The sequence below is a fragment of the Acinetobacter sp. AR2-3 genome, from assembly GCF_001878775.1.
GTDB classification, from domain to species: domain Bacteria; phylum Pseudomonadota; class Gammaproteobacteria; order Pseudomonadales; family Moraxellaceae; genus Acinetobacter; species Acinetobacter lwoffii_D.
Genome location: NZ_MJIQ01000037.1, coordinates 38718 through 55948 on the forward strand (window position 1 = coordinate 38718; position 17231 = coordinate 55948).

Genomic DNA, 17231 nt, shown 5'->3' on the forward strand with positions numbered 1-17231 from the left:
TTTATAATTTTCTCAAATAATCAGGCTGGGTTTTATGTTGAAGTACAAATCAGCAAAGAACCAAGCTTCTCATCATGCTGATTAAAACGAATGCCTGGATTTACGACGTTTCGCGACTACATTGCCCAGTTCTTCCTGCAACAGCTCAAAATAGGCAGGATCTTCTGCTTTGGCCGCCTCACGCAGCACAATAGAGGTTGGATGCAACAGTTTTTGAGTTAAGCGATGCGAAAACTCGGCCAGTACAATGTCTGCCTTTTCACCCTTGGCAATTCGCTGCATTGCCAGTGACAATTCTTCCTGACGTAATGTTTCCCCGTGGTCACGGTAGGCATGAATGGTCGCCCCGGCCTGTTTGACCTTTTGCTGGGTCATCAGTTCTGTAGCCAACTGATTGACCATGATCTCGGCTTCAACAGCCGCTTGACGGCGCTGTGCCAGATTTTCCTCAATCACGCTTTGCAGGTCATCGACCCCATATAGATAAACCCCATCCAAGCTTTCTACTTTGGCATCAATATCACGTGGCACGGCCAGATCTACCAGTAGCATCTGCTGGTAACGACGTTTTTTCAGTGCAGCCTTTACATCGGTAAAATGGATCACTTGATGCAAACTGCCGGTACAACTGGAAATGACATCGGCACGATGCAGATTTTCTGCAAGCTGATCAAAACCTATAATTTCGACCTCAACCCGATGTGCAATTTCCTGTGCCAGGATATCCGCACGCTCGCGGGTACGGTTACAGATAATGATCTTGCCCACCCCCATCTCTGCAAGGTGTTTGGCCACCAGACTGTTCATCTCCCCGGCTGCCACTATCATAATGGTCAGCTTGTCCGGATGACTAAATACTTGCAAGGCCAGTTGCGCCACCGCATAGCCCATTGAGACCGCATGACTGCCGACAGCCGTTTCCGAACGCACGCGTTTAGCGGCATAAAAGGCATATTCAAAAATCCGGTTGAGATTGCGCGACACCGTATGGGAGTCTTTGGCCAGAGAAAGTGCGGTTTTGACCTGCCCCAGAATTTGTGGTTCGCCCAGCATCAGTGAATCCAGACCACTGGCGACACGCATCAGATGCGTCACCGCTTGAGCATTTTCATAACGATAGACATGATGTTGCAGTTGTTTGACATCTACCCCATTTTTCTGGGCGAGCCAGTTTAGCACCATGTCAGCATTTTCAGACATCGCGTAAACTTCGGTCCGGTTACATGTAGACACCACCACCATGTCATTCAGTTCAGGGTGTTGGCTTTGCTCGGCAAGAATGGCACTTAACTTTTCAGGGTTAAAAGCTACCTGTTCGCGCAGTTCTACAGAGGCAGTTTGATGGTTGACACCCAATGCAAAGAAAGACATATCAGGTCATCATTTCACTAAATTTATGCTATTGTGCAACATCGGTGTCATAAAAAGCATTACTTGGATCAAGAAAAAATTGCGTCAAACAATTAGCCGTATCAACGGCCCTACAATTAAGCAATATTCTACCACATTCCTACTGGTGGGTAGCATGGCTTCGACTGCACATCTCTATGCAGCGGAAGCAGTTTACCATGCAAATCAAAATTATGATGCGATAAAACAAAGTATGATGGCTGAGTTTGCCATCGCTGCACATGACATTCCGACCGCTTTGCACAACTATACGGTGCTAGCGATCAAGAGCAATTCCACTTCAGTCAAGCAACGTGCGCTGAATGTCGCGCTGGAACATGATGATCTTCAGGCAGCACTAGATATCTCCACGCACTGGGTGGTACAAGAGCCGCAAGATGTCCCCGCTTTATTTTATTTATCACATATTGCCCTGAAAGCACATGAATATGAGCTGGCCGCTGAGACCTTAGAAAAAATCCTGCAAATTGATGACAGCGCCGATCTGGAAGAAATTCTCGCAGGGATTTCACCAGAAGGTACAGAAGACCGTACTTATCTGATTCAGGCCTTAAGTACCACCAAAGCCAAGGACAACCCGTCTATTCTGGTGCTGGTGGCCGGTCTGGAAGCGCAAAATGGTCAGCTCGAACAGGCTCTAAATACAGTTAACCGTGCCTTAAAAAAACGCCCGAATGCGACTGGATATATCCTGATGAAAGCCAATCTGCTCAATGCACTCGGCGATACTCAGGCGACACTGCAATGGTATGAAAAATCCAGCCGTAAACACCGCAATAATCTGGATGTGCGTCTGGCCGAAGTCAAATATCTGGTCAAGCTGAACGAAGCGACTTTGGCGCTAAAAAAACTGCAAGACATTCTAAAAAAATGGCCGACTGCCGAAGAAGCCCTGTTTATTGCCGGACTAACCAGTATCGACCTGGAAGAATACGAGAAAGCCGAAAAATATCTGGTCGAACTGCGTTATTCTGCGCAGTATCAAAATGAAGCCTATTATTATCTGGCAGTGAATGCAGAACGCAAACAGCATTATGAAACGGCTAAAGCTTATTATCGTCTGGTCGATGGCAGTCTTTACACCGTCTCACGTCGCAACATGATCTCGATTTTCGCCCAGCAGGATAAGCTGCATGATGCGCTGCGTTTCTTAACACAGGAAAGAGTGAATTATCCACAACATGCCAGCTTCCTCTATCTAGCCCAAGCGGATATTTTGACGCGCATGCAGAATAAAAAAGCCGCGATCCGCCTGTTGGAAGAAGCCAGCAAAAACCTGCCCGATGACCCTGAACTGGTTTATTCGCAAGTCCTGTTGCTGAACCCCCATCAGGATCGCATCAAGCTGGATGAACTACTTAGCACTTTACTTAAAATTGAACCGAACAGTCCGACCTATCTGAATGCCTATGCCTATACCCTGGCGATGCAGAACCGTCGTCTCGAAGAAGCACGCCGCTATGTCGAACAGGCACTGGAATATGCACCGGAACAGGCATCCATTCTGGATACCTATGGTTATATCTGTTATTTACAGAATGACTTCGCCACAGCTGCGGACGTGTTATACAAAGCTTATCAGTTGAATCCGAATGTGAAGATTGGCGTGCGTTATGCCCGTTCCTTGTACATGAAAGGTGATCTACAACAATTCCACCAAGTGTTACAACAATTACAACAAAACCATCCAAATGACCCAGAATTGAAACAACTTAATTCGCTATTGTTAGCACCACAAACCAAAACGAGTTAATTAATTTATGCGCAATTTGAGCCAATTGGGCTGCTGTGCCTTTGCAGCCACTGCTTTATTTTTAACTGGCTGTCAGCAGATGATCAAGCCTCAAGCGCCTGCCACCCCGTCTGTACAGGCAGAGAATCAATTTCAGCTGCAAGGTAAAATTGGCGTTCGTACCCCTCAACAGACTGGCAGCGCATTCTTTACCTGGGTACAACAGCAGGAAGAATTCGATATTGAGCTCAGCGGTATCTTAGGCGTCGGTAAAACCCAGATTTCTGGCACACCGGGACAAGTGACCTTAAACAGCGCAAAAACCGGTGTGATTCAGGCAGCCAGTGCCGAAGAATTACTGCAACGTGCAACCGGCTGGCAAGCGCCGATCAGTTATTTAGTCGATTGGGTACAAGCCCGCCCTGCTACCACGACTGCCAAATTACAAAAAGACGATACACAGCGAATTAACCAGATTATCGAACAGGGCTGGACGGTCGATCTCAATTATAATGCGCAGGCCAAAATGCCAAACCGTTTGATTTTAAAGCAGTCACTTGGAAATGGTGCAGAAAACCGTATTACAATGATCATTGAAAACCGTTAATTGACCTGATTCCAGCCCATGATGATTCGTGTTCCCTCGCCTGCTAAACTGAATTTGTTTTTACATATCACCGGTCGCCGTGAAAATGGTTATCATGAGCTGCAAAGTATTTTTCAGCTGATTGACCTGTATGACTGGCTGGAGTTTGAACCAAGCGCCGATGATGCGATTCAGATTGAAGGTCTGGCCTCCGTCGATCTGCAACAGAATCTAATCTATCGGGCGATACAGTTGTTGAAGCCTTATGCCCAAACGCCGTGCGGACTAAAAATTCGTCTGGAAAAAAATATCCCGATGGGTGCAGGTCTTGGCGGTGGGTCTTCCAATGCAGCGACGACCCTGATTGTGATAAACCAGCTCTGGCAGTGCGGTTTAAATGTTGAGCAACTGGCAGATCTCGGGGTTAAACTGGGTGCAGATGTGCCGATATTTGTGCATGGTAAAAATGCCTGGGCTGAAGGCATTGGTGAACACTTAACATTCATAGACTTAGATCAAAAAAAATTCATTGTGTTAAAACCTGATTGTTTTATCAGCACTCAACTGCTTTTTTCGCAAAAAGCATTGACAAGAGACACGAAGAGCACTAAATTTTGCGCCTATCAGCAAACGCCATCTGATTTTGGAAATAACTTTGAGCCACTGGCTCGATCCTTATATCCTGAAGTCGATGAAGCGATGCAATATCTCGACCAGTTCGGTATTGCAAAACTTACAGGTACAGGTGCTTGTGTGTTTATTGAAGTCACTGACAATCTGAATATCGAAGATATTCTTGCAAATGCACCATGTAAAGCTTACCTGGTCAACAGTTTACAAGAATCACCTTTAGTTCGGTTTAAAGTGTAGATAGGGGTATCGCCAAGTGGTAAGGCACCGGGTTTTGATCTCGGCATCCGTTGGTTCGAATCCAGCTACCCCTGCCATTTTTCACCTGTAGATGTACTGTATTAGGGGTATCGCCAAGTGGTAAGGCACCGGGTTTTGATCTCGGCATCCGTTGGTTCGAATCCAGCTACCCCTGCCATCTTACAGTCATCAAATTAGGGGCGTCGCCAAGTGGTAAGGCACCGGGTTTTGATCTCGGCATCCGTTGGTTCGAATCCAGCCGCCCCTGCCATTTTCTCGAAAAAAGACAGAACACTCATTTGCTGTAAGACTGTTAATTTACCTTGACACTTTACCGCAAAAATATTAAAGTTCTGCCGCATTAGGGGTATCGCCAAGTGGTAAGGCACCGGGTTTTGATCTCGGCATCCGTTGGTTCGAATCCAGCTACCCCTGCCATCTATTCCCATATATCCCAACCGCCAAGGGTGCTTCATGCCCAATCTTGTCGTTTTTAGTGGATCTGCGCATCCACAATTCGCTCAAAAAGTCGTAAGTCACTTACATATTCCTCTAGGCGCTGCCTCTGTAGGTCAGTTCTCTGACGGTGAAATTGCTGTCGAGATTACTGAAAACGTTCGTGGTAAAGACGTATTTATCGTACAACCTACTTGTGCCCCAACTAATGATAACCTGATGGAAATCTTGGTGATGGCTGATGCTTTGCGTCGTGCAAGTGCGGGTCGTATTACTGCCGTGATTCCTTATTTTGGTTATGCTCGTCAAGACCGTCGTCCACGTTCAGCACGTGTTCCAATTACTGCAAAAGTTGTAGCAGACATGCTCACTACTGTAGGCGTTGACCGTGTTGTGATGATCGACTTGCACGCTGACCAGATCCAAGGCTTCTTCGATATCCCTGTAGACAACATCTACGGTACACCAGCGCTACTTGCTGACTTGCGTCAACAATCGCATCACAACCTGATGGTGGTTTCACCTGACGTCGGTGGTGTCGTTCGTGCACGTGCTGTTGCGAAACAAATGGGCGATATCGATCTTGCAATCATCGATAAGCGTCGTCAAAAAGCGAATGAATCACAAGTGATGCATTTGATTGGCGATGTAAAAGATCGTGATTGTGTCATCGTTGATGACATGGTAGATACTGCTGGTACGCTATGCAAAGCTGCTGATGCATTGAAAACTTTCGGTGCTCGCAAGGTTGTTGCATATGCAACGCATCCAGTACTTTCTGGTAAAGCGATTGAAAACTTAAAGAATTCTGTGATTGATGAACTGGTTGTGACTGATACCATTCCTCTTTCTGATGAAGCTTTAGCACTGGGCAAGATTCGCCAGGTTTCAGTAGCCAGCATGGTTGCCGAAACGATTCGTCGTATTAACAACGAAGAATCTATTAGCGCAATGTTTGATTCTTATCTATAATAGAGCGCTGAATTTTCAAAGCCCTGCCATTTGGTAGGGCTTTTACTCACCAGACTGGTCGCAAGTCTGGTTCATTTAACTTAAATAGGATGTCTATCATGGCAAACTTCGTATTAAACGCAGCAGCACGTGAAGAAGCAGTTCAAGGGAAAGGTGCGAGCCGCCGCCTTCGTCTTCAAGCTAAAGTTCCTGCAATCATCTACGGTGGTGAAGCTGCTCCTGTAGCAATTACTGTTGAGCTTCGTCAGCTTGTTAAATTCTTAGAAAACAATTCATTCTTTGAAGAAGTTATCGAAATTGATGTAGACGGTAAAGTTGAAAGCGTTAAAATCCAAGCGTTACAACGTCACCCAGCTAAAAACACACCTATGCACGCTGACTTCAAACGCGCATAAGTGTTAATGGTGTAATTAGTGTCAAATATTTCACTGATTGTTGGTTTGGGTAACCCAGGTTCTGAGTATGCCCAAACCCGCCATAATGCAGGCTTCTGGTTCGTAGAACGCCTTGCAGACCAATATGGCATTGTCCTCAAAAAAGACCCGAAATTCAATGGATTTAGCGGTCGTGGCAATATCGAAGGTCAAGACGTCCGTCTTCTTCTACCGACAACCTTTATGAACCTTTCCGGTAAAAGTGTTGTTCCTTTCGCCAAATTTTACAATATCGCACCTGAATCGATCCTGATTGCCCATGATGAACTGAACATGAATCCTGGTGTCATTCGCCTGAAAACTGGCGGTGGTCACGGTGGTCATAATGGTCTACGCGATATCGTTCCGCATATTGGTTCAAACTTCCATCGCCTGCGTATTGGAATTGGTCATCCTGGTGCCAAAGACCGTGTTTCCGGTCATGTGCTCAGTAAAGCACCTAGCAGCGAACAGAACTTAATGGATGATGCGATTTCCCATGCCCTCGCTCGCACAAAAATGCTAGTGAACGGTGAAGTACAGCAAGCCATGAATCAAATCAACGCATATAAGCCGAACTAAACATTCAAAAATTGCTGGACAATTCCGCTTGCCAGAAAGTTTATTTAAGCGCAAAATGCGTTTGCTCGATTGTTCACCATACAGCAAGCAAGATTGATTTAACCAAATGATCAAACTCTTAGGTCAACTCAGGGGACGCTAGCCATGCTATCTCGTTTATTAAAATGCAAAATTCACCGCGCTCACGTTACACATGCAGAACTACACTATGAAGGTTCATGTGCAATTGATGGCGTTTTGATGGATTTAGCTGGCATTCGCGAATACGAAGAAATTCATGTGTGGAACGTGACCAATGGTAAACGTTTTGCAACTTATGCCATTCGTGGCGAAGATAATTCAGGCATCATTTCAGTCAATGGTGGCGCTGCACATCAAGCCGATGTAGGCGATATCATCATTATTGCAACTTTTGGTGATTTCACTGAAGCTGAAGCAAATGCACATCAGCCACGCTTGGTCTATGCAAATCCAAACAATACCGTCAGCCATACTGCCAACTGTATTCCGGTACAAGTCGCTTAAGTCGATGCGACCAGATTCCCAAAGCTCGCACCTCGCGGGCTTTTTTATGGCCAGAATGACTAAATATAATTAATTGCCCTGCCGCCAGCTTTTAGAACTTTCACAATTTAGGGGCTTTAAATGGGAGTCAACAAGATTAACCAGTAAAGCCTTTCCATTTTCCTTAAGCTTAAGTTCGGCAAATTTGGCATTGCGATAACACGGCTCTAGGCCTTCGGCGAAGAAAAAACTATTGGCTGCCGGATATAAAGCTTCAAAACTATTGCGTGGATTCTTTAACAGCAGTTTTGCGGAAGATGCCGGATGAACTTGTAACAGACGCGGATCAAAACTGCTTCGTATCACTCGTCGTTGTGCATCCAAGCGTACATAGCTCACGATCTGAGACCGATCTTTAAAATCCTGAATAGTGATATCCGAACCTGTTTGATTCAGGGCAGTTTCATCAGCATCCAGACCAGCAAAATGCAACTGATAGTTCAGCGCCATATAATCGCCCTGCAAAATCGAACGCGGATCGACGGGCGCCAACTTAACAAAAATACTCTGACTATTTCTTAAATGCCATTCACGCTGGATGATTAAACCCACAAATAAGGCAATGCTAAAAATACTCAGGTGCAGCGCTATAAACTTTTTTATCATGAGGCTACTCCTGCTTTCAACTGAAACTTCGGTGAACTCAACACATAAGCCAAGAGCAACACCAGCACACCTGAAGCAAAAATACTGACACTTTTAAATAAAAAACTCAGCCCTAGATTGTAATACAGCAGCCATAACCAGAAGATCAGCAGCAAAATGCTCAAAGCATGCATCAATCGTTGTTGATTCACCACAGCCCAAGCCATAAATACCAGAATGATAAAAATTTCAAAGTAACCCAATGCAATCAGCAGAATTCCCGCGGCAGGAATCAGCCAGAGTTGAATCTCTGAAAACTGCTTGAGATGAATCCCAACAAAACTCAATAGCCAGAGCGCTGGCAAAATATAGAAAATAATCGCTTCATCTATACCGTGTGGCTGCAATTGCTGAGCCACACCAAATTGCAGCAGGCATTGAAAAATGGCTATTGCCGCTAAAATACCGATCATCCATAAATTCACGCTTTTGGCATAAGGTGAAGCGAGCCAATGTCTCGCAGTAATCAAAGTCACAGTCAGAATGCTGTAATTCAGCAGCATGATCCACGTCAGCAAGCGCTGATCCTGAAAAAATGCATGTTGCTCGACCAGAACTGCAATTCCCAGTATATGTGCAAGTAACAACTGCAACAGCACCACCAGCCAATGCGTACGACTCATGATAGTCAACAGCATAATGCCGACTTGTATCAGCCAAATCAGCAATAGGCTCTCTGTGAGTAATTCGGTATGAATCAATACCGCGGCCTGACCGCACACCCACAAACAATAAGCCAATTGCCGCAGAAAAACTGAGGGTTTACTACGAATCAACCACCAGGCGACCGCGATAAAAATGATTCCCATCAGAATCGAAAAACTTTCCCAATAAGTCAGCAACAGCATGGCCAGTATCACACCAGCAATCCATGCGCCCAGAGCCAGTGGAATGACCGAAAACCGGCTCTTGGGCAATAGCTTGATCAGCAGACCTGTAATAGATGCAAACCAGCTGAATATCAGCAAAGCTAATACCAATAAGCCAGCGGCAGAATCCTGTAAATATTGTTTAGTGAGATCAAAAATGAAAATACTAAAACTCAGAGCCAGTCCTGCAACAAGCAAACTGGTTTCAAGCTGTTGCTTTCGGGTATAGAAATAAGCACTGAATAAAATCGGCAGAACCAGCACCGAAGCCAAATACGAGATCGAATCCGAGTCGATAAACCGGAACATACTTACTACTGAAATAAGCACCACGACAGCGATAAACAGATAGCGCAAAACCGGATAATAACGTAAGGCATAGATCATACTTAGCCCGGTCAACAGATTCAGACCGAGCAGATAAAGAGTTTCAGCACGCACCAGCCAAAAGCTTTGTTTAAAATAAAAATAGAGTGCTAACTGGCTGACCACACAAAATAATGCAAAGATCCCAATATTCGGCCGATACAGCCAAGGCAGCAACAGCAAAGCCCAAAGCAGAAATAACTGATAACTGTCAGCACCAGTCTGATAAATCTGTCCAATCACGGCCAGACTTAAGCCCAGCATTAGACCCGATACAGTATCCAGACTTTGTCTTAACTTTTCCCGCGCAGTGAAACGCACACTCAGCAATGCTGAACCCAGCAATAAAATTTGAGGAATAAACAGCTGGACAAATTTGGGCAACATCCACCAGTTTGCTGCCAGCAGATACACGATACTGACAGCGATCAGCGCCAGCCCAATGATTTGAAGAATTTGAATCACAGCAGGTTGAATAAATAACAGCGGGGAAAATGGACGATCTGGCGATGGTACTGTTCTGGACATGCTAATCTGTTCAATTTTTATTTGATTTCACCTTAGCATGATTTTTGCAGGATATGCCAGGCAGGAACAGTCCAAGTATGCTGTACATTTTTAAATCAGGATTTGATAAATTCCGTACCCTGCAATCATGAGCAGAATCATGCCGCACAATGCCAGCAAATGTGGATAGAGTCGAGAATGGGATAAGTGGTTGAAACCCAAATACACCACAGACAACGTCAGAAAGTCCAGAATGATCCAGCTCAAAGTCAAAATGCTTAAACTTAAATCAAGATCAGGGGTAATCTCGATAAACTGCGGGAAAAAAGCCGCAAAGAAAATAATGTCCTTCGGATTAGAAATCCCAACCAGAAAACCTTGTCGAAAACCGCCACGCACAGAAACTAGATTCTCCTGAGCTTGATCCTGCTGCTTAAAAATAACTTCACGGAAAATCTGCCAGCCCAGATAGGTAATATATAGACAGCCCAGCAACTTGATCGCATCCAGCCATTGCGCATTGATAACCAGTAAACCTTTTAGACTCAATACCGATAAGGCAATCAAAACCAGAGAGGCGAAATTAGTGCCGAAAATGGTTCTCAAGGCCGCCGCATAACCACCTTTTAATCCTGCGCTGGCCACCAGCAACATCACTGGGCCAGGTGTAGCGATCATCACCACAACAGCCAGACAATATAAAAAATATTCACTAATATTCACGCCCTTCCCTCAGCTGTTATTATTTTTCTGCATAAAAAAGAGGACTTAGTCCTCCTCTTGTATATGAATCAGATGCTGACTGATGCCATCTGCCCGCAGAAAAGCCAGATCATAACTGGCGGTAGCCAAAGCCAAGATACGGCGCTCAAACTCATCCCACAAGGGACGCACCTGCTTATAATGAATGCCCAAACCACTATCGTCGGTAAAATGCCGATTTTTTTCACAGAGCTTTAAAGCATGATACAGCTTGCGCCCTTTGGAAGCATCATCACGCAGGCGCACCCGTTTCGACAGCACAAAGGCCTGCACTTTGACAAGATCAGCATGCGGCAATAGCGGCACCAGAATCTGATCCAGCTGCGCATCCAGTCGTTGCCACACAGCTCGATGCTGCTCAGCACTATACGTATTCCAGTGGATCACTTCATGATTAAAACGGCGGCAACCACGACATACCGCATCACCAAATACGGTCGAGCAACGCCCTGCACATGGGGTTAAAGACGCAATACGACGATCTGAACTCAAAACATACTCCAAAGATACTGCAATTTTCAGTATCTGCATCACTGCACAAAATCTTGGGCCGGGCATGACTATACACGCTCTCCCCCATGAATTGAAGCCTGTTAAAAGACTTGCGTTTTACTCGCTTATTCACTCGAATCAAGCTAAAATATGCGCCTTTCAAATTATCATGCTACGTTGGAGTATTCCATGAACGCTACTGTAGAACAGCTTGCACCTGTAGAACAGCAAGCGACGACTGGTTGGGTTGTTGCCGCACTTTATCAATTCAAAGAAGTTCAAGATCCTGCCGATCTTCAGCAACGTCTTTTGGACCTGGTAAAATCCATCAACCTTTGCGGTACTCTAATTGTGGCAAGTGAAGGCATTAACGGTACGGTTGCAGGCGACCGTGCATCGATTGATCAAATTCATCAGTTCCTTCTAAATGAAGGTTTTAACGAAATGGAATACAAAGAATCTGACAGTTCTGAAAAGCCATTCCGTAAGATGAAAATTAAATTAAAAAAAGAAATCGTGACTTTAGGCGTGGAAGTAAAACCGCGTGATTTAGTCGGTCACTATCTTGATCCAAAAGAATGGAACGAACTGATTGCACGTGATGACGTGATTCTGGTCGATACACGTAACGATTACGAATACAAAGCCGGCACTTTCAAAGGCGCAATTGACCCGAAAACTGAAAGCTTCCGCGAATTCCCTGAATACGTGAAAAATAATCTGGAACAGCACAAAGACAAGAAGATTGCGATGTTCTGTACAGGTGGTATTCGTTGTGAAAAATCAACCTCTTTACTTCTTCAAGAAGGCTTCACTGAAGTTTATCACCTGAAAGGCGGTATTTTGAAATACCTGGAAGAAACCCCGGCTGAAGAAAGCATGTGGGAAGGTGAATGCTTCGTGTTTGATGGTCGTACTGCCGTAACGCACGGTGTTGAAGAAGGCCAAAACACCAAGTGTCATGCGTGTGGCTGGCCTTTACTTCCAGAAGAAGTTGCCCTCCCAAGTTATGAACATGGTGTCTCTTGTGTGTACTGTATTGACAAAACCTCGGAGAAACAAAAAGAAGGTTTCCGTATGCGACAATCACAAATTTTAGCAGCAAAACGCAAACGCCTCTAATTTGGCCTTTTGTAATGAAATATATAAAAACCCTCTTCGGAGGGTTTTTTGTTTACATAAAAATCACAACAGTAATAAAACTCTTACCAATTCCTTACCAAGAACCTCATTTTTTTCCAAACAAGATTGTTAGTCTAATGATACGGTGATTTACAAGCTAAGTCTTTCATTATTAACTGAAATTTTTACTTGAAAAGGAATATAAAATGGCAGGCTCACTTGCTCGAGATTCAGACAATCTGGTTCAATTTCAACCAAAAGAAAATATAAAGCTGCAACGACTTCATCAAATTTCTGAAGAGCTTGAACAGCAGTCACATCTGTTCGTAGTTATCTTGGGAACCATTATTGGCGCAATCTTGGCGCTGTTCATTGGTTACCATATCAATACCAGCATCATGCATTTTATCCTGTTGAGTATTTTGCCGATCTGCTTGGCCTATTTCTTACGTAAAGTTTATATTTATACCCTGACACATAGCTGATTCTGTCTGATCATTTATATTCCAAGACTTTACCACACAAAAAATACTGCTTAGGATATAGGCAGTATTTTTTATTTTGCCAATCATATGAATCTGACTGAATGGATTATTTCCGTCATGGAGCAACTGGGCTACTGGGGCATTGCCCTGCTCATGTTCTTGGATAATGTCTTCCCGCCAATCCCTTCCGAAATTATTATGCCTTCCGCGGGCTATTCAGCCTCTCAGGGCGAGTTAATACTCGTCGGGGTAATCATGTCCGGCTGTATCGGCTCCCTGCTGGCAGCCGCCTTGCTGTACTGGATTGGCTATAAATTTAACCATGATTCTATTTTTAAATTTGTCGATCGTTATGGCAAATATTTATTTATTAAATCAGAAGATGTAAAAAAATCATTGAGTTGGTTTGAGCATTATGGTCACCGGATTGTGTTCTTTGGCCGCATGATTCCTGCGGTTCGCTCGCTGATCAGCATTCCTGCTGGCATGAGTCATATGCCCTTCTGGAAATTTATGTTTTATAGCGCACTTGGAACCATCATCTGGACCACATTTTTGGCGTGTGTCGGATTTTATTTTGGCGAAAACCAGCATTTGATGCAGCAAATTTTCAGTAAAGTCAGTTATGTGATTATTGCCATTGTTGTGGTAATTATTATCTGGATTTTCTACCGTAGACAGCAGCGTAAAAATCGTCCATCCTGAGGGAAGATGCCTTAAGGAGATTAAAACGATGTCGCATTATCTAAAATATTTTGCCACCGTTTATCTGACCTTGGTTCTATTGGTAGGCATACTCATCTATGTATTCAATCTGGGCGCCATTCTGCTGATTCCTGCCCTGATTGCTTCTGCCTTTCTCAGTGCCCGATACTTTGTTAAGAAAGAACTTCGTTTGCCGACTCAGCAAGAGAAAAGCAAACTGGTCTGGGGCTCTACTATCATTGCTATGACATTCGGGTTTATCTTTTTAGTAGTGGTCATCTGGATGAACCCGCAGACAGATGAGATTTATAGAACCATCACCTATACAGGAAGAGGAACAAATTCATTCTTGGTGGCTGCAAGTATTGCCTTACATGCCTTACTGTTCCATATCGCCTACAATGCTTATGCACGCTATAGTCTGGCCAAGCGTACAGGCTTGGAAAGAAAATAGGATCGAGCAGCTCTCAAAGATGCAAAAAGGCCAAAGCTAAAAAAAGCACCCTGCGGTGCTTTTTTATGAATTATTCTGGAGTGTGATACATCAGATACAATTCATTTAAGTTTTCTGGAATTTCTTCTGCAAGTTCATCCATTAACTGGCCATTGCGACGGAAAGTTTCCATTTGTGGATCTTCATCATCAATGCCGCTGAAGACCATGATTGGCAGGGTTAAATCCACCAGTTGTTCTTCAAATTCTTCAGTAAACCAAGCGTCTTCGTTTAGGAACATGGCGTCTACAAAGCCCACACTCCAGTCACCCAAGCTTGATTCAGTATCTGCTTCTTCAATTTCAAACGGGAACGTAATCCCTTCTTCATTGGCTAAGCTTTGACGAATAGACTCTAACCATGCTTGCACCTGAGTGATGATTTCTGCAGGCACTTTCTTTTGATTACTATCAAAAAGTTCGTCTAACCATTTGTCGAATTTTGGGCCTACTGCAATAGCACATAAGAAACCATGGGTTGCCGCGAAATCTAGACCATGTTCATTTTGGTCACCATCTAGATATTCACTCAACAGGTCTAAATCTAAAGCACTCATCTAACATCCAAACTTAGAAAACCGAAAGGTTTAGCATAGCATTTATTCAGGCTATGCTAAATCCGAATTCGTTAATCTTCGTCGTCAAAATCGTCATCATCGTCGAAGTCATAGTCAAAATCTTTGAGTTCGCGCTCTAAACGACGTTGGGTCAGCAGATCATCGATCAGACGACGTTTTTCCAACGACTCTTTAGCACTGAGCTTGCTAGAAGCCTCATCGAAATTAACATCATCTTCACCGAAGTTATCATCTAGTTCAAAATCTGTAGAAGACACTAAAACTTCCTCATGAGTGAAAAATGTAAAAGGATTTAAGCGCTATTTATCGTGCCTAAAATAACAAGTCAAGTTTTATTTGGATTTTCGTATTTTTAATTTGTAATTAGGGGTTTTTTCTGTCTCAATTGTGTGCCATGATATAATCCACCCTGCGTCCTTATGTTTTTTGATTCTCCTTTTTGAGTCATAAACAGACACGCATGGGATGAACTTGAAAACAACAAATTCACCCCCATCTTAAATTACTGAATTTCATTTTAAATATTTTATCAGACAGCTTTCATGCTGAATTCTCTGATGAAATATGTAGGCTATTCACTAAATTTAACGAGCTTAAATCGTGCAGCATTGTACGGTTTTTTACTGCCACAGATTCAACGAAGAGTAAGCAAAAGATGAGCGATATGACTTCCCCTACTTCTCAAGTAGCGGCTCTGATTAGCCGAGGCAAAGAACAAGGTTATTTAACCTTCGCTGAGGTTAACGATCATCTGCCGGACTCCATCACAGAAAGCGAGCAGATTGAAGACATCATTCAGATGCTGAATGACGTTGGTATTCCGGTACATGATCGCGCGCCTGAATCTGATGATACGATGTTCGAAGATACTGCAGAAGCGGCGGATGAAGTTGCAGAAGAAGAAGCTGCAGCCGTACTTGCCTCGGTAGAAAACGAGCCAGGTCGTACCACTGACCCTGTACGTATGTATATGCGTGAGATGGGTACAGTAGAACTTCTGACTCGTGAAGGCGAAATCAGCATCGCAAAACGCATCGAAGAAGGTATTCGTGATGTTTTGCACTCGATTGCTTACTGGCCGAATGCGGTAGAAGTGGTACTGCAAGAATACAAAGATTATGAAGCGGGTGAACGCCGTCTTGCTGACCTTTTATCAGGTTATTTAGATCCTGAATCAGATGAAGAAATTCCTGAAGTTCTAGAAGAAGAAGCGGTTCTTGCTGAAGATGAGACTGACTCGAAAAAATCGACCAAAGATGTAAAACTGGACGATGATGAAGAGGAAGAAGAAGCAGATTCTGATGATGAATCAGAAGCAGATTCTGGTCCAGATCCTGAAATTGCTAAAGCGCGTTTTACTGAACTGGAAAATGCGTGGCTGAATACCAAAGCAACTATTGAAAAACATGGTCGTGACAGCAAACAGGCTGAAGAAGCTTTGCAGGCACTTGCAACTGTATTCATGATGTTCAAATTTACTCCGCGTCTATTTGATATCATTTCTGAAATGATTCGTGGTACCCATGATCAAATTCGTGGTGCAGAACGTGAAGTGATGCGTTATGCAGTACGTCGTGGCCGTATGGATCGCACCCAGTTCCGTACCAGCTTCCCGGGCCAAGAATCGAATCCAGCCTGGTTAGATGAGCAGATCGCAAAAACACCTGCAGACCAGAAAGCTTATCTGGAAAAAGTACGTCCAGACGTATTGGCCTTCCAGCAAAAAATTGCCGATATCGAGAAAGAGCTTGGCCTTGATGTAAAAGGCATTAAAGACATTGCCAAACGTATGGCCGTCGGTGAAGCCAAAGCACGTCGTGCCAAGAAAGAAATGGTTGAAGCGAACTTGCGTCTGGTCATTTCGATTGCGAAGAAATATACCAACCGTGGCTTGCAATTCCTGGATCTGATTCAGGAAGGTAACATCGGTCTGATGAAAGCCGTAGACAAGTTTGAATACCGTCGTGGTTATAAATTCTCGACTTATGCGACCTGGTGGATTCGTCAGGCGATTACCCGTTCGATCGCGGATCAGGCACGTACCATTCGTATTCCGGTACACATGATTGAAACGATCAACAAGATCAACCGTGTATCTCGTCAGCTTCTACAGGAAATGGGTCGTGAACCGACGCCTGAAGAACTGGGCGAACGTCTGGAAATGGACGAAGTTAAAGTACGTAAAGTACTGAAAATCGCCAAAGAACCAATTTCGATGGAAACACCGATCGGTGATGATGAAGATTCACATCTGGGTGACTTCATTGAAGACAGCAACATCACTTCACCAATTGATGCGGCAACGTCTGAAGGCCTGAAAGAAGCGACACGTGAAGTTCTGGAAAACCTGACTGAACGTGAAGCCAAAGTCCTAAAAATGCGTTTTGGTATCGATATGCCGACCGACCATACTTTGGAAGAGGTGGGCAAACAGTTTGACGTAACACGTGAACGTATTCGTCAGATTGAAGCGAAAGCGCTGCGTAAACTTCGCCATCCATCGCGTTCAGAACACTTACGTTCATTCCTTGAGAATGATTAAGATTTGATGCTTATTCTGGGGACTTGAAATTTGATCATCAGTCTCCATTTAAGTAGCCAAGACAAACCCAAACGCCTGCAT

The 17231-nt window shown here is 44.2% G+C and carries 19 protein-coding genes and 4 tRNA genes; 16 read left to right on the forward strand and 7 right to left on the reverse strand.

From position 1 onward, the window contains the following. Positions 1 to 81: 81 nt before the first annotated feature. Entirely contained in the window at positions 82 to 1371 is a 1290-nt protein-coding gene (gene hemA, locus BFN00_RS05780; RefSeq protein ID WP_071850742.1) for a glutamyl-tRNA reductase, read from the reverse strand. Positions 1372 to 1450: 79 nt separating this feature from the next. Between hemA and BFN00_RS05785 the strand changes: the two genes are divergently transcribed. The 11 genes from BFN00_RS05785 to panD all read left to right on the forward strand — a co-directional run bounded on the left by BFN00_RS05785 (position 1451) and on the right by panD (position 7546). Beyond that, positions 1451 to 3163 (forward strand): tetratricopeptide repeat protein, encoded by a 1713-nt coding sequence (locus BFN00_RS05785; protein WP_071850815.1) that lies wholly within the window; start codon positions 1451 to 1453, stop codon positions 3161 to 3163. A gap of 7 nt (positions 3164 to 3170) precedes the next feature. Further along, the gene (gene lolB / locus BFN00_RS05790; RefSeq protein ID WP_004645779.1) at positions 3171 to 3749 is read left to right on the forward strand and encodes a lipoprotein insertase outer membrane protein LolB; all 579 of its coding nucleotides are present in this window, start codon (positions 3171 to 3173) and stop codon (positions 3747 to 3749) included. Between the two features lie 21 nt (positions 3750 to 3770). Continuing rightward, complete coding sequence (gene ispE / locus BFN00_RS05795) at positions 3771 to 4598, forward strand: 4-(cytidine 5'-diphospho)-2-C-methyl-D-erythritol kinase (protein WP_071850817.1); 828 nt, start codon at positions 3771 to 3773, stop codon at positions 4596 to 4598. Between the two features lie 2 nt (positions 4599 to 4600). Beyond that, positions 4601 to 4675: transfer RNA gene (locus tag BFN00_RS05800), tRNA-Gln, on the forward strand. Positions 4676 to 4701: 26 nt separating this feature from the next. Further along, positions 4702 to 4776: transfer RNA gene (locus tag BFN00_RS05805), tRNA-Gln, on the forward strand. Between the two features lie 18 nt (positions 4777 to 4794). After that, positions 4795 to 4869: transfer RNA gene (locus BFN00_RS05810), tRNA-Gln, on the forward strand. 92 nt (positions 4870 to 4961) lie between these two features. After that, positions 4962 to 5036 (forward strand) — tRNA-Gln (locus tag BFN00_RS05815). Between the two features lie 36 nt (positions 5037 to 5072). Further along, positions 5073 to 6026, forward strand: a complete 954-nt coding sequence (locus BFN00_RS05820; RefSeq protein ID WP_004280601.1) for a ribose-phosphate pyrophosphokinase — start codon at positions 5073 to 5075, stop codon at positions 6024 to 6026. Positions 6027 to 6124: 98 nt separating this feature from the next. Beyond that, positions 6125 to 6421 (forward strand): 50S ribosomal protein L25, encoded by a 297-nt coding sequence (gene rplY, locus BFN00_RS05825; protein WP_004645781.1) that lies wholly within the window; start codon positions 6125 to 6127, stop codon positions 6419 to 6421. Between the two features lie 18 nt (positions 6422 to 6439). After that, positions 6440 to 7021 carry an aminoacyl-tRNA hydrolase gene (pth, locus tag BFN00_RS05830; RefSeq protein WP_071850743.1) on the forward strand — a complete coding sequence of 194 codons (582 nt, stop codon included), beginning with the start codon at positions 6440 to 6442 and terminating at the stop codon, positions 7019 to 7021. Between the two features lie 144 nt (positions 7022 to 7165). Further along, the gene (gene panD, locus BFN00_RS05835; RefSeq protein ID WP_005097743.1) at positions 7166 to 7546 is read left to right on the forward strand and encodes an aspartate 1-decarboxylase; all 381 of its coding nucleotides are present in this window, start codon (positions 7166 to 7168) and stop codon (positions 7544 to 7546) included. A gap of 69 nt (positions 7547 to 7615) precedes the next feature. Here the strand turns inward: panD and BFN00_RS05840 are convergent, their stop codons facing one another. The 4 genes from BFN00_RS05840 to BFN00_RS05855 form a co-directional block, all read right to left on the reverse strand. After that, entirely contained in the window at positions 7616 to 8188 is a 573-nt protein-coding gene (locus BFN00_RS05840; RefSeq protein ID WP_071850818.1) for a GDYXXLXY domain-containing protein, read from the reverse strand. Continuing rightward, positions 8188 to 9993, reverse strand: a complete 1806-nt coding sequence (locus tag BFN00_RS05845) for a DUF2157 domain-containing protein (protein WP_071850744.1) — start codon at positions 9991 to 9993, stop codon at positions 8188 to 8190. Before BFN00_RS05845 ends, BFN00_RS05840 begins: the two co-directional genes overlap by 1 nt. A gap of 90 nt (positions 9994 to 10083) precedes the next feature. Continuing rightward, the gene (locus tag BFN00_RS05850) at positions 10084 to 10695 is read right to left on the reverse strand and encodes a LysE family translocator (RefSeq protein ID WP_071850745.1); all 612 of its coding nucleotides are present in this window, start codon (positions 10693 to 10695) and stop codon (positions 10084 to 10086) included. Between the two features lie 45 nt (positions 10696 to 10740). Then, positions 10741 to 11226 (reverse strand): DUF1289 domain-containing protein, encoded by a 486-nt coding sequence (locus BFN00_RS05855; RefSeq protein WP_005252584.1) that lies wholly within the window; start codon positions 11224 to 11226, stop codon positions 10741 to 10743. 189 nt (positions 11227 to 11415) lie between these two features. Here BFN00_RS05855 and trhO point away from each other — a divergent pair, with 189 nt between their 5' ends. The 4 genes from trhO to BFN00_RS05875 all read left to right on the forward strand — a co-directional run bounded on the left by trhO (position 11416) and on the right by BFN00_RS05875 (position 13992). Continuing rightward, positions 11416 to 12348 (forward strand): oxygen-dependent tRNA uridine(34) hydroxylase TrhO, encoded by a 933-nt coding sequence (gene trhO / locus BFN00_RS05860; protein ID WP_071850746.1) that lies wholly within the window; start codon positions 11416 to 11418, stop codon positions 12346 to 12348. Between the two features lie 206 nt (positions 12349 to 12554). Continuing rightward, a complete protein-coding gene (locus BFN00_RS05865) occupies positions 12555 to 12833 on the forward strand; it encodes a hypothetical protein (RefSeq protein WP_005103989.1) in 279 nt (92 codons plus the stop codon). Positions 12834 to 12920: 87 nt separating this feature from the next. Next, positions 12921 to 13538, forward strand: a complete 618-nt coding sequence (locus BFN00_RS05870; RefSeq protein WP_004731893.1) for a DedA family protein — start codon at positions 12921 to 12923, stop codon at positions 13536 to 13538. Positions 13539 to 13566: 28 nt separating this feature from the next. Then, positions 13567 to 13992, forward strand: coding sequence for an ABZJ_00895 family protein (locus BFN00_RS05875; protein WP_071850747.1), 426 nt, complete (start codon positions 13567 to 13569; stop codon positions 13990 to 13992). A 70-nt stretch (positions 13993 to 14062) separates the two neighbouring features. Here BFN00_RS05875 and BFN00_RS05880 read toward each other — a convergent pair whose 3' ends face one another. Continuing rightward, positions 14063 to 14587: a YecA/YgfB family protein gene (locus BFN00_RS05880; protein WP_004280621.1), complete on the reverse strand. Its 525-nt coding sequence runs from the start codon at positions 14585 to 14587 to the stop codon at positions 14063 to 14065. A 71-nt stretch (positions 14588 to 14658) separates the two neighbouring features. Then, entirely contained in the window at positions 14659 to 14865 is a 207-nt protein-coding gene (locus BFN00_RS05885; RefSeq protein WP_004280622.1) for a PA3496 family putative envelope integrity protein, read from the reverse strand. A gap of 350 nt (positions 14866 to 15215) precedes the next feature. Between BFN00_RS05885 and rpoD the strand changes: the two genes are divergently transcribed. Further along, positions 15216 to 17150 (forward strand): RNA polymerase sigma factor RpoD, encoded by a 1935-nt coding sequence (gene rpoD, locus BFN00_RS05890; RefSeq protein WP_224215688.1) that lies wholly within the window; start codon positions 15216 to 15218, stop codon positions 17148 to 17150. Positions 17151 to 17231: the final 81 nt, after the last annotated feature.